The organism is Photobacterium sp. 270122K, assembly GCF_059941365.1.
Map to the genome: position 1 here is coordinate 123,227 of NZ_JBPOEN010000004.1, position 12,920 is coordinate 136,146.

General features: G+C 49.5%; 13 protein-coding genes. 6 read left to right on the forward strand and 7 right to left on the reverse strand.

The features are described 5' to 3' along the window. Nucleotides 1-69: 69 nt before the first annotated feature. Nucleotides 70-1,626: a SulP family inorganic anion transporter gene (locus ACSF8W_RS09080; RefSeq protein WP_500846914.1), complete on the forward strand. Its 1,557-nt coding sequence runs from the start codon at nt 70-72 to the stop codon at nt 1,624-1,626. A gap of 123 nt (nt 1,627-1,749) precedes the next feature. On the opposite strand, the gene ACSF8W_RS09085 is transcribed toward ACSF8W_RS09080, so the two are convergent. Continuing rightward, on the reverse strand, nt 1,750-2,223 hold the full coding sequence (locus ACSF8W_RS09085; RefSeq protein ID WP_500846916.1) for a low molecular weight protein-tyrosine-phosphatase: 474 nt from the start codon (nt 2,221-2,223) through the stop codon (nt 1,750-1,752). 136 nt (nt 2,224-2,359) lie between these two features. Between ACSF8W_RS09085 and ACSF8W_RS09090 the strand changes: the two genes are divergently transcribed. After that, nucleotides 2,360-3,073 (forward strand): SDR family NAD(P)-dependent oxidoreductase, encoded by a 714-nt coding sequence (locus ACSF8W_RS09090; RefSeq protein WP_500846918.1) that lies wholly within the window; start codon nt 2,360-2,362, stop codon nt 3,071-3,073. Between the two features lie 67 nt (nt 3,074-3,140). Here ACSF8W_RS09090 and ACSF8W_RS09095 read toward each other — a convergent pair whose 3' ends face one another. Both ACSF8W_RS09095 and ACSF8W_RS09100 read right to left on the reverse strand, forming a co-directional pair. Next, the gene (locus tag ACSF8W_RS09095; RefSeq protein ID WP_500846920.1) at nt 3,141-3,614 is read right to left on the reverse strand and encodes a DUF3313 family protein; all 474 of its coding nucleotides are present in this window, start codon (nt 3,612-3,614) and stop codon (nt 3,141-3,143) included. Between the two features lie 4 nt (nt 3,615-3,618). Continuing rightward, entirely contained in the window at nt 3,619-3,849 is a 231-nt protein-coding gene (locus tag ACSF8W_RS09100) for a hypothetical protein (protein WP_500846922.1), read from the reverse strand. Nucleotides 3,850-4,058: 209 nt separating this feature from the next. Between ACSF8W_RS09100 and ACSF8W_RS09105 the strand changes: the two genes are divergently transcribed. From ACSF8W_RS09105 to ACSF8W_RS09115, 3 genes are all read left to right on the forward strand, one after another. Further along, the gene (locus tag ACSF8W_RS09105) at nt 4,059-4,826 is read left to right on the forward strand and encodes an adenosylcobinamide-GDP ribazoletransferase (protein ID WP_500846924.1); all 768 of its coding nucleotides are present in this window, start codon (nt 4,059-4,061) and stop codon (nt 4,824-4,826) included. Between the two features lie 32 nt (nt 4,827-4,858). Continuing rightward, nucleotides 4,859-5,524, forward strand: a complete 666-nt coding sequence (cobO, locus tag ACSF8W_RS09110; RefSeq protein ID WP_500846926.1) for a cob(I)yrinic acid a,c-diamide adenosyltransferase — start codon at nt 4,859-4,861, stop codon at nt 5,522-5,524. A 211-nt stretch (nt 5,525-5,735) separates the two neighbouring features. Beyond that, a complete protein-coding gene (locus ACSF8W_RS09115) occupies nt 5,736-6,170 on the forward strand; it encodes a phosphate-starvation-inducible protein PsiE (RefSeq protein ID WP_500846927.1) in 435 nt (144 codons plus the stop codon). A gap of 457 nt (nt 6,171-6,627) precedes the next feature. Here the strand turns inward: ACSF8W_RS09115 and ACSF8W_RS09120 are convergent, their stop codons facing one another. Continuing rightward, entirely contained in the window at nt 6,628-7,644 is a 1,017-nt protein-coding gene (locus ACSF8W_RS09120; RefSeq protein WP_500846929.1) for a metal-dependent hydrolase, read from the reverse strand. Nucleotides 7,645-7,900: 256 nt separating this feature from the next. Here ACSF8W_RS09120 and ACSF8W_RS09125 point away from each other — a divergent pair, with 256 nt between their 5' ends. Then, the gene (locus ACSF8W_RS09125; protein WP_500846930.1) at nt 7,901-8,356 is read left to right on the forward strand and encodes a CBS domain-containing protein; all 456 of its coding nucleotides are present in this window, start codon (nt 7,901-7,903) and stop codon (nt 8,354-8,356) included. 150 nt (nt 8,357-8,506) lie between these two features. Here the strand turns inward: ACSF8W_RS09125 and ACSF8W_RS09130 are convergent, their stop codons facing one another. The 3 genes from ACSF8W_RS09130 to apbC all read right to left on the reverse strand — a co-directional run bounded on the left by ACSF8W_RS09130 (nt 8,507) and on the right by apbC (nt 12,816). Continuing rightward, on the reverse strand, nt 8,507-10,654 hold the full coding sequence (locus ACSF8W_RS09130; RefSeq protein WP_500846932.1) for an AsmA family protein: 2,148 nt from the start codon (nt 10,652-10,654) through the stop codon (nt 8,507-8,509). A 220-nt stretch (nt 10,655-10,874) separates the two neighbouring features. Continuing rightward, a complete protein-coding gene (gene udk / locus ACSF8W_RS09135) occupies nt 10,875-11,519 on the reverse strand; it encodes a uridine kinase (protein WP_500846934.1) in 645 nt (214 codons plus the stop codon). 205 nt (nt 11,520-11,724) lie between these two features. Beyond that, nucleotides 11,725-12,816: an iron-sulfur cluster carrier protein ApbC gene (gene apbC, locus ACSF8W_RS09140; protein ID WP_500846936.1), complete on the reverse strand. Its 1,092-nt coding sequence runs from the start codon at nt 12,814-12,816 to the stop codon at nt 11,725-11,727. Nucleotides 12,817-12,920: the final 104 nt, after the last annotated feature.

Here is a 12,920-nt window from a genome sequence, read left to right on the forward strand (position 1 = left end):
ACATATTTCTGTACGATCTGCCACCTTATAAGCGTTATAACCCTTTCAAAATCGGAACAAAACTAATCAATGTTTGAATTCCCCCAATTTTCGCGCCAATCCGTCAAAAATGACGTCCTATCAGGGCTCACCGTAGCTCTTGCCCTTGTCCCTGAAGCGGTCGCCTTTGCCTTTGTTGCTGGGGTTGATCCGATGGTGGGCTTGTACGCCGCGTTCATCGTTGGCTTCGTTACCGCTGTTTTGGGCGGTCGCCCAGGCATGATTTCCGGTGCAACCGGTGCCATGGCTGTTGTCATGGTCAGTCTTGTGGCTGAACACGGTATTCAATACTTGTTTGCCGCTGTCATGCTCGCAGGGGTACTACAGATCCTTGCGGGGGTCTTCAAACTCGGCAAATTCATCCGCATTGTGCCTCACCCGGTGATGATCGGTTTCGTGAATGGCTTGGCCATCGTGATATTTTTGGCACAGCTGGGCCAGTTCAAAGTACCGGGTACTGACGGTGCGCTAGAATGGATGCAAGGTCCGCAGCTTTACATCATGCTTGGGTTAGTGGCGTTGACCATGTTCATCATCCATTTTTTGCCAAAACTCACCAAAGCCGTTCCGTCTTCACTGGTTGCCATCATTACCGTTACCGCATTGGTACATGGTCTGGGCCTCGACACACGCACGGTCATCGATTTTGTGCGTACGATGAGTGGCGACGTTAACGCAACCTTAGCGGGCTCTCTGCCTACCTTTGCGCTGCCAGACGTGGGTTTCAACATCGAAACCTTAAAAATTATCCTGCCTTATTCTGTGATCCTTGCTGCCGTAGGCTTGATTGAATCATTGCTTACGTTGACCGTGATCGATGAAATGACCGGCACCCGTGGTCAAGGTAACCGCGAGTGTATGGGTCAAGGCCTTGCGAACGTCACTTGTTCTGTGTTTGGTGCGATGGGTGGTTGTGCCATGATCGGCCAGTCTATGATCAATATTAATTCCGGTGGCCGCGGTCGCTTGTCAGGTATTACCGGTGCGGTCGGTCTGTTGCTGTTTATTCTTTTTGGCTCAGCGCTAATTGAGATGATCCCACTGGCTGCACTTGTCGGTGTGATGTTCATGGTGGTGATCGGTACCTTTGAATGGGCCAGCTTCAAAATGGCACGTAAAGTACCAAAACATGACTTCTTTGCCATCATCTTGGTTACTGCGGTAACCGTTGCGTTTGACCTTGCGCTGGCGGTTATTGTCGGTGTGATTTACTCCGCCTTGGTGTTTGCATGGAACCACGCAAAGCATATTTACGCCTCAAGCTACTTGGATGAGAAAGGCTCTAAAGTCTACAAAGTGAATGGCCCATTGTTCTTTGGTTCAGTGTCGCACTTCCTTGAGCTGTTTGACGCAAAGAACGATCCTGCTGATGTGATCATTGATTTTGCTCAGTCTCGCGTTGCAGACCACTCTGCAGTCGAAGCGATTGATACCATTGCTGAGCGTTACTCGAATCAAGGGAAAACCCTGCATATTCGTCACCTCAGCCCAGAGTGTCGTTCACTACTGAAAAAAGCCGGTAATCTGGTTGAAGTGAACATGATGGAAGATCCAACGTACAAAGTGGTTACCGATACGCTAGGTTAATCCCCCCTCGTATTCTGAGTCCGTTACAACGTAAAACGCCCACGCAATGCAGTGGGCGTTTTTGTTTGTGTCTTTAGTCATGATTGCTCAGCGCTTTCACACCATGCTGCATCAGGATAGCCGTTAGTTATCATACTTGCGTGAAAGGTGTATCAGCAGGCCATCAGCGGCTTGCTCTACCAAATCGAGGACATGGTCAAAACCACGTTGACCGCCATAATACGGATCGGGGATTTCTTCGGCCGGGTTTTCGCCATATTGCAAAAACAACCCCAGTTTGTGTTGGTGTTCAGCCGGACACAGCGCCGTTAACACACGTAAGTTGTCGCGATCCGCGGCTAAAATCAGGTCAAAATGAATAAAATCGTCATCTGTTACCTTTCTCGCCTTCACTCCCTTAAAGCGGTAACCTCTCGCTTCACCCGCCGCCCGTGAGCGTGGATCGGGCCGTTCACCACGGTGATACCCTTGTGTCCCCGCCGAATCAACGATAACCGGAATATTTTGTTCTTTGGCTTTTGTGCGTAGTACCACTTCAGCTGTGGGTGAACGGCAAATGTTGCCCATGCACACCACCAGCACTTTCTTTTCAACCATAACGCTCTATTCCCTTCGCTTGTGCCCACACCCTGTGCACTATTTTCATGATTCCGCCGTATGAAACCGTACGTACCCAGCATTCACATCACCACGACGGCAATAGCGTCGTGTCCAACATGGAGTACACCACACGGTGAATATACTGATCATTGGTGGCTCTGGCGGTATTGGCTTCGCGCTGATCCAACACTTTCGTCAGACATACCCTGAGGCAATGATATATGCAACGTATCACACCACAACGCCACTGAATACTGACATCTCGCAAGGTGTGCACTGGTTTCAGGTAGACATCACGCAAGAAGCCGAGATCGCGCAGCTGGCACAAGCTGTGCCCACCCTGACAATATTGGTCAACGCGGTAGGGCTGTTACACCAGCCGGAACAGTTGCCAGAGAAATCCATTGCAACTTTTGACCCAACATTCTTTGCTGACAATATACAAATCAATGTGCTGTCGACCCTCTTGCTAGCCAAACACTTTTCCCCCCATCTAAAAGCCAGCCCCAACAGCCACTTTGTGGCGCTGTCAGCGCGTATAGGCAGTATTGAAGATAATCGGGCTGGTGGGTGGATCAGCTATCGCTGCGCTAAAGCAGCGCTCAATATGGCACTGAAAACCATCAGTATAGAGTGGCATTACAAACTGCCTCACTGCTGTGTCTTCGCGTTTCATCCAGGAACGACCGATACTAAGCTCTCTCAACCCTTCCAGAAAAACGTACCGGAAGGCAAACTGTTCACGCCAGATTACGTGGCGCAGTGTTTAGCTCAACGGATCGCTGCAACGGGCCCCGATGATTCTGGTCAATTTTTTAGCTATGACGGCAAGGTGATTACGTGGTGATCCCCGTTCAGTGAGACTCACCACGTTACATGCACAACAAGATGGCACGCATGATGAAACATGCGTGTTAGCTCTGTTCGGCTTCGTACACCGTAATCCGAAGAAAATCGACAATATCTTGAGTAAACGTATCAACCGCCGCTTTTATTTGTTCATAACGCAAGGTTTCACGGTCATTCTCTAGAATGTCTTCCGCCAACAACACACTGACCCGTTCAGCCAGTACCTCACCAGAAACACTGTCTACCAATTGGGACTCAACCAATATCCGCACATTCCGATCACGGGTGCCCAGCAAAGCTTTCGCTCCGCCAATTAATGCCCCGTAAGGCAAGACTTCGGTAATCTGCAGCTCTTCCATCTCGGTGCTGGCACGAGTGATATCAATTTTTAGGGTGGCGGTATGGGGGTTAGCCACATCGACAATCGGCACACCCACCGATAGTTGCTGGCTCACACGCTGCGTCAGCCGTTGCGACACTTTTTCAAGTACCGATGTCGGTATTTGGTCTACATTTTGCGCCAAGGGGTGCAGGGCCACGGGTTCAACGATCAACGATCAACGCGGTATATTGGGCCACATCCAGTGATGGAGACACCCATTGCAGGCCGGTTGTTTCCTCAATATAGCGTACTTCGGTTAAGGGTTGATTCGCTTTAAGGGTCACCGCGGCTTGCTCTTCCGACGTCGGTAAGCGGCTGGTACACCCTACCGTACCGGCCCCTGCCGCTATCACCACAACGATCATTCCCCACGCTTTAAAACGACGACGCATACGCTTTCCCCTTTTTTACTTGGCTATTATTCACTCAATACCACGTCATTATACAGAATGATAGACCGTTTAAAACCAGCAGAAGAAAAGCCAGAAAAGAACAGCCCTTCCCACTGTCAACTCACCTTTCGCTGGTATCTCCTACTGGTTTACAGTAACGTATCTGTCTCTTTTATCGCTCTTTTCCTCAACACAGACGACCGTTCATCATGAAGCAGCAATGGCACATTTTTCTGATCGCACTCGCTTTTTTTACCCGTATTCCCATTCCTGCTGATACGCCCTATTCCACGGAGCGCCTCAACCAAGCTAACCGCTATTTTGCTGCCATCGGGATCATCGTGGGATTGATCAGTGCAGGTGCTTTCTGGCTGGCGTATTACCTGTTTCCGAGTACTATTGCGGTATTGATCGCCATGATCGCCAGCTTATTGGTCACTGGGGCTTTCCATGAAGATGGCCTTGCCGATGTGTTTGATGGATTTGGCGGTGGCTGGGAGCCCGAACAAAAACTCAACATCATGAAAGACTCCCGCTTGGGCACCTATGGCGCGGCCGCCTTATTCAGCGCACTCGCATTGAAATGGGCTACCCTGACTGCACTGGCTGATGTTTCCGCCTTGTATGTCGTTATTGCACTGATCAGTATGCACGGGTTGAGCCGGGCTATTTCTGCTAGCCTGATTTTCAGCTATCCCTATGTGCAGCTGGATACACAAAGCAAAGTGAAACCGCTCGCCAATCAACAAAGTCCGCAAGATTTGTGGGTTTTAATTTTCACCAGTTTGATTATATTACTGTTTTTACCGCTTTCTCTGGCTGTTGCCTTGACCCTTGTACTGCTACTGGTGCGTACCTTATGCGGACAATGGTTCCAACGCCAGTTAGGCGGGTACACCGGTGATTGTTTGGGCGCCGCCCAACAGTTAGCTGAAATCAGTGGCTACCTTGTGTTACTTGCCATGGTGGCGGGGTAACCGGCCCCTTCTTCAATAGGATAAGGATAAGAATGACGATGACGACTTCCTCACACCCTGACGCCTCTGACAATGCGCAACATGACCCGTCACAAACAGGCCATGCCGATAAAGACGCGCGCTACAAAGCCCGTCAGCAAAAAGTCAAAGCAGAGATCGATGCCCGTGTGGATGCTGCACAAGAAGAAAAAGGCCTGTTTCTGATCATTACCGGTAACGGTAAAGGCAAATCCACCTCAGGATTTGGCACCATTGCCCGTGCCGTGGGTCACGGACAAACGTGTGGTGTGGGCCAATTCATTAAAGGCACCTGGGATTGCGGCGAACGCGCCTTACTGGAACAGCATGGTGTGAACTTTGCTGTGATGGCAACGGGCTTCACCTGGGACACCCAAAACAAAGACGCCGATACCCAAGCTGCCCAAGAAACATGGGCGGAATGCAAAAAGATGCTAGCCGATGCACGCTACGATGTAGTGCTGCTGGATGAACTGACGTATATGGTCACGTATGGCTATGTAGAACTGGATGAAGTCGTTGCGGCCATCACACAACGTCCCGCCTCACAGTCCGTGATTGTGACTGGCCGTGGTGCACACCGCACCTTGATTGAACTGGCAGATACCGTTTCGGAAGTGCGCAATGTGAAACATGCGTTTGAAAGCGGTGTAAAAGCCCGCAAAGGCGTCGACTGGTAATCCCTCTTTCTCGAGGATGATCACCGGTCATGACATCACGTCGCACTAATGTACTACAGGTATGCATTGGACGTACGGTGGGGATTTCCCCATTGTACGTCTCGCACACTGGCCGTTTTTTCATCACCCATGCGCTTTACGGCAAGTTCCGTTAACATCCCGCTCCTTCATCTCATATACTAAGGCAAAATAATTCTTATAAGGATTTGTCATGCCTTCTCATTTACCAAAAAGCTTTAGTCGTCCCTTTCTGAAGCTATTTCACGTGCTTGAAGCGATTTTGCTTGTTGCGATCACCTTGGCGACCGTCACCGCCATGCTCAATGAATTTGTCCATGTTTATGTCAACCGACAAATTTTGCTGACCGATATACTGTTGATGTTTATCTATTTGGAAGTGCTGGCCATGGTTCAGCAGTTTGTGACCAACGGTAAAATTCCGGTCCGCTATCCAATCTACATTGCCATTATGGCCATTGCCCGTTACATCACGCTGGGGATGAAAGAATTAGATGGGATTTATGTCGTGTGGCTGGCAACGGCCGCGTTTATTCTGGCAGCCGCGACATTGATCATTCGCCTCGGTCACCATTATTGGCCGTATGAAGAAGTGTCTGACCCAACCAAACGTCAATCTGATGATTAATATAAGATGATGGGAGCAAAAGGATTGGCGAAAAGCCGCCAAGACTGACGTATCAGAAATAAAAAAAGGAGCGTGATAAACGCTCCTTTTACACTGAGTTTGCGACTCTTTTACTGAGTACAACTTATCACAAGATCATTAACTCAAGCGTCAATCTTGGTTAAACGTGCTTTTTGATGTTTTTTCTTGTAATAAGCAACGGCTTTGTTCACCGCTTTTTCATGCATCCTTGCCCTAAGCGTATCCAAATCAAGCTTTTTCATCGCTCACCTCTGTTACTGACACTTAAAGGACTTATGACTAATCATACAGCGTTTGTGACTTTTGTGCATAATTTTATACGTCGAAAGAATAACACTATGATTGCACAAACAAACTGAATGAAAAGCAGTCACAATTTGCCAAGAAATTGTCGCCATGATCGTACTGCGTATTTTCCTCACTCTTCTTTCAGCAGTCACGCACACTCTGATGCATGACAAAGGTTGGCATCAATATCCTGATTCCCCAACAATCTTAACCACAGCGCTGGCAAATGCTTGGGTTTTACCGCAGGACTGTCTAACTGTACCGGTGCAATAGGCTGCCATGCCTCTCCTTGCCTGCGGGCTAAAGCAAACTGAAACGGCATATAATCCACCAACCCCAAGCGCAAATCAGTCACCACCAATTGATCATCACGCTGTTCATATTTCACAAAACCGCCGGAAAATGCTTCGAGATCGGTCAAATGGGATGACACCAACTGCGCCGGTTTCTGACCGCGATCTTTACGGATAAACACCACATGACTCTCATTATCAAGCAATGACGTTAACCCTTCCCAATACGTATCCTCATCGTTAATCACCACCCGCCATAACACGGTATTGAGCGGTGTAGGCGCAAAGAAGCGCGGCTTATCCGCCAACGGCGTGCCGGCTAACTGGGCATCAACACGATTTTCCACCATATTCAACGCCAGCCACGACCAGCCTAAATACAGTGATGAAATGACTAACCCAATCCCACACAATTTGGCCATTTTTTCCCGCCACAGCAGACTGGCCAGCAAGGTGATCAATAAGGGGACGGTATAGAAGGGATCAATAATAAAAATACTGGAAACCGCATACGGCGTGGTGATCGGCCACAACAGCTGCGTGCCGTAAGTGGTAAAAGCATCCAGTAATGGGTGGGTGATCAAACTCGCCGCAACCAATAACCACAAACGCGCAAAAGAGAAACGGGTGGGTCGCACACGTTGCCACAGCATCGCCAGTAACCACGAGAACGGCAACAGCACAAACAGCGAATGGCTGAATCCACGGTGCTTAACCATATCGGAGATCGGATCGCCGTAGCTGATCAAGACATCAAGATCCGGTAACGTCCCTAATGCCGCACCGGCTAAGAGTACTTTGGGCGAACACTGACGACCGGCAACCACACCGGCCACCGCCGCCCCAAGCGCAATTTGTGTTACTGAATCCACAAGGACTCCTTCGTTATCTTATTGGTGTTCAACGATATTTATAGTTTTATCACCCCACACACTACCAGAAAGCACGGGGCACTGAATACGAAAATCCTCACTTTTCGCCCCCAATTTACAGCCATTAGTGCAACATAACGAACTAAAAGACCCACAAGCGATCAGGAAAACTCAGGGATAGGTCGCAAAACCGTGGCGTAAAATTCGCTAGGGTAAATCAGGCAACGTCCATTCACTCTGACAAAGGGAATATGCAATGCCAACAAAAGTGTCTGAATACATGACGCAGAAAGTCATCACCATTGAGCCGGATGCAGGGATCAGAGAAGCGTTTTTCTTAATGAAAGATGAAGCCATTCGCCATTTGCCGGTCGTCGATCCTAAGGGCGAATTAGTAGGGATCGTCAGTGACCGAGAACTGCGCCGCCCGGGCTGGGTCGATGAATCCCCCGATATTGGCCACGACTACCATTTAACCGATGATCTCCATATTCAAGACGTGATGTGCAAAGACATCATCCATGTCAGAACCTACGATACCCTCACCAAAGCCATTGGCACCATTCTGGACCACCATGTTGGCGCCGCGCCTGTACTCAACAAAGCCGGTGATTTGGTCGGGATGCTCTCTGCCGTTGATTTACTCAAAGCCTTTCAGAACAGCTTAGAAAGTCAGAAATCAATGAAGAAAAACCGCACTGCCCGCGCGTAACCGCGAGGCCATCCATCGCTAACACCAAACACCTTTCAGGACGAGACACACACATAAAAAAAAGGCTTACCGCAGTAAGCCCTTTTTTCTTATCATCAACACGTTGTCACAAACATATTGTTACAGACACGCTGTCAGTGTAAATCGCCATCAGTTAAACAGCCCTTTCAGCAACTTGTCAGCCGCATTTTTAAGGTCTTCATCTTTGGCTTTATCACCGAAGAGTTTCTCTAAACCGCGTTCCACTTCTTTTTTGGCCTTCTTCTCAAGCTCATTGTTCTGCTTGAGCAGTTGCGCCACATTCAACGAGAAGCGCGGCTGAGTCCAGTCGCCTTTCACATCAATCGGCACGGTCAAATCGGCTACGTGATCAATGTCTTTACCGCCTTGGCCTTTACTGGTCGCGACCACCGAGGTGTTAATGGTGAAATCAATCGCTTCGGACACCAAGTTCGTTTCCCCTTCACCAGCAATACGCAGTAAGGGAGACTCCACCGCCATATCACGGGTGCTCGCGATACCATTACCTAACGTGAAGGTCGCTTTCATTGCAGAGAAGTCTGTTTTCTTCTCTTCTTTCACATATTCGGCCTTCTTGCCTTTCAAGGTGGCACGCGCTTCACGGATCATCTCCGGAATGTTCACGCCATAAATCGCCCCGTCAGCAAAATGAATGGCAATCGTACCAGCAATGTTGCTGCGCAATCGCGCTTCCGACAAGCCTTTACCATGCACATTCACGGTGATGTCACCTTCGCCGGCCAGCACATCGTTATTCGCAACATCCATCAACAGCGGTTGGACTTGCACGCCTTTGATGTTTTTCGTCACTTGATACGTTGGCAAGGTTGGATTCGCATCAATCTTGGCTGTGGCGTGAATAGACCCTTGGTACAATTTCGCATCCAATGCTTTCAGGCGTAATACCCCACGCTTGATATGCACATCCATCGCCACATCACTGAGTTTGGCATTGTTCACTTTAAACTGGCCAATCTTCACTTTACCGGCCAGATCGACCGTTTTCAGCGCAGACAGATCCGGCTCTTTGTTTTTATCTGACGCCTTTTCAGGTGTCGATGCTGACTCTGACGCGTTCGACGCCGCCGAGGCTTTCGCGGCTTTGTCTTGCTTGAGACCTAAGAAGGCATCCAGATCAATCTTGTCTGATGACAAATCAAAACGGATCACGGGAATATCCGCCGCCTTGAAAGACGCATTGCCTTTCACCGCCAGTTCATCCAACGTGACGGCCACCTGAGACAACACGGCTTGTTGCTTATCCATCACATACTGCGCGTCAGCATCCACATTCAGTGTCATCTTCGGGCGCGGTAGCGTACTACCTTCCAGGGCGGTATTCAAAGACAGCCCTTCAACCGCCAGCGTATTCATCGCGCCATCCAGATTCAGACGCGTTTTACCCTTGGCATCAAACGCTAAATCCGGCACTTGCCCTTTCGCCGTAAAATCAATGGTCGCCCACTCGCCTAACTGGAAGTGATCCACGTTCAGTGTGACCGACTCAATCTTGTTCTTCGCATCTTGTGCCGAAGCGTTCAGTGCCAGTGCTTTCACCTGTGCGCTGTCCAACCCTTTGGCGATCAACAGCTCGGTTTCACCGTTTGCACTAAAGCTCAGGCCATTGTTTTTACCGGTTACGTCAAAAGTGGCAGACGTCCACTCACCCGGCGCAAAACGGCTTAACGAGAAATTCAACGCACTGATAGTGGTTTGAGTATTTTTTTGATCGTCACGCACTGTTGCGCTGGCATCCACAATCTCAATGCCTTGCAGTGTCAGTGTCCACGGTTTTTTGTCACCAGACGGTTGTGGTTCAGACGTGGAGGCCGGCTCGGTAGCGGCCTTGGGTTCAGTTGCCTTGGGTTCAGCGGCAGTATCTGCTTGCTTGCCGATACCGTCGAGGTTGCTGATGCCATTTGGTAACGTTTGAATAAACACGTGTCCGCCTTGCAGGCTCACGTTACCGATTTCCAACTGCTGAGAGAGCAGCGGCATCACAGACACAGATAATGCGGCACTGTCGAATTGAACGAGGTTGGGCTCCGCAAACCCTTCTGGGTTTCGGAAGGCAGTTTGGCCGATATCAAAGCCAATGCTCGGGAAAAATCGCCAATGAATATCGCCCTCAATCACCAGTTCACGCCCGGTGTTCTTTTTCACTTGCTCAGCAATCATCGGCTTAAACTGGTTCGGATCCACCAGCGCCAATAACGCAGCAATACCGATCACAATGACCACAAGGATGGCCAGCAACGCAAAGACTATCTTTTTCATTCTATCCCCACTTGTTTCATGCGCCTATGCACCGAGCCAGCATTGCACACCTTCGTGCAACCTTGGTCGGTACCAGGCAACTTTTTGTTCATCTACCCTGATAAGTCACTTGGGTATAACAATATTGTCTACCATTACTTACAAAAAAAATAGGCAGCCTTTCGGCTGCCTGACAAATTTGTGATACAAAAAAGGCTGACACTGTCAGCCTTTTTTAATCTTAACTGCGTAGCAGTTTGGCAATGTGCGCTTTTAGCACATCAATCGCGATACGGTTTTTACCGCCGCGAGGCACGATAATGTCCGCGTACTGCTTAGACGGTTCAATGAACTGCATGAACATTGGACGCACGGTTTTCTGGTACTGTTTCAGTACAGATTCCATGGTACGGCCACGTTCAGCCACATCACGCTGTAGACGACGCAGTAGACAGATGTCTAGCGGCGTATCCATGAACACGCTTGCGTGCATCAAATCACGTAGACGTGGATCCGTTAGCAATAGGATACCTTCCAAAATGATCACTTTTTTCGGTGTCATTGTGGTGGTTTCTGTCATGCGCGTGTGTTCGCTGTAGCTGTACTGCGGTACTTCAACCGCTTTACCCTGCACGAGCATCTCTAGATGGTCACACAACAGATCATGATCCAATGCATTTGGGTGATCGTAGTTGGTCTTTACCCGGTCTTCCATGCTCAGGTGACTTTGATCATTGTAGTAACAATCTTCTGTGATAACACCGATCTGATGATCGCCAACTTTCTCTTTTAATTCTTTATATACAGTACTGGCAATCAAACTTTTACCGGAAGCAGAAGCACCTGCAATACCGATAATTACGCATTGGTGTGAGTTTTCAGACATATCAGAAAGCACCTGTAAAACAACGTGGCTTGGTGGAAATACCGATTAAACCGGTTAACTGTCAGGATGAAGCATCGCGGACAATTATACGAATGGGTATAAATAAACCGCATGATTATAGGCAGATGTATCGGCAGATGCCAGCAAAAATGAGACATCTGCCACGTTTGGTCATAAACTCATCAGTAAGCCCCTAGGCAAAGGTTTACATTGTACGAATTGTGATCTGCTCGGTTATTGGCACGCCCTGCCAGTACAGTCGGCTGGCGACCGATCCCGCTAATTGAATGTAACTTTGCGCCTGTTCCGACTCTGGGGAAGCAGCCACGGTCGGCTTACCGTTATCAATATCTTCGCGGATCTTAATGTGCAGCGGCAACTGCGCGAGCAATGGCACCGCGTACTCTTGTGCCATACGCTCGGCCCCACCGGTACCGAAAATCGGCTCATGGTGGCCACACTGGCTACAGATGTGATAGCTCATGTTCTCCACCACCCCCAACACCGGCACATCCACTTTATTGAACATGCTGACCCCTTTAATGGCATCCGCCAACGCCAAGTCTTGTGGTGTCGTCACCACAACGGCACCCGTGACCGGGATCTGCTGCGCCAAGGTCAATTGAATGTCTCCGGTACCCGGTGGCATGTCGATCACTAAATAATCCAGATCCGGCCACCAGGTTTCGGTAATAATTTGCGATAGCGCTTTCGAGGCCATCGGACCACGCCAAATGGTGGCACTGTCCGCCGGCACTAAGTAGCCCACCGAATTGGTGTACAGCCCGCATGACTCAATCGGCATCATCATTTTGCCGTCTGCCGACAGCGGTTTTTCATCCACGGTACCCAGCATCATCGGCACCGATGGCCCGTAAATGTCGGCATCCAGCAAGCCAACTTTGGCCCCTTGTGCTTGCAAGCCCAACGCCAAATTCACCGACGTGGTCGATTTACCGACGCCGCCTTTGGCCGAGCTCACCACCACAATATTCTTTACCCCACGCAACGGGGATTTATCGCCGGTCGCCAAAGGCGCGACACGGCTGCTGATCACAAGATTCAGATCGCTCGATACATAATGCTGCTGTTTTTGCGCGATCACCCACTGCTCAAGCAGTTCGATCACCGTGCTGGCGGCAAATGGGAAAACGACCGACACGGTACCATCGGCATACACCGACACCACGTTGGGCGTATCGGCCCACTCACTGTGCAGCCAAGGATGCTCAAATTGATTGAGCCAACGAGTAATATCGGCCACGCATTCAAAGCGGGGCATTGAGTCACTACGCATGGTTTTAGCGCTCCATTTTTGTACTTTCTTTTCATCCTATCACCAATGCCACATTATCGCTTTCTAATTGCCATGATTATCCACAGATCCTCCTAGGCAATACG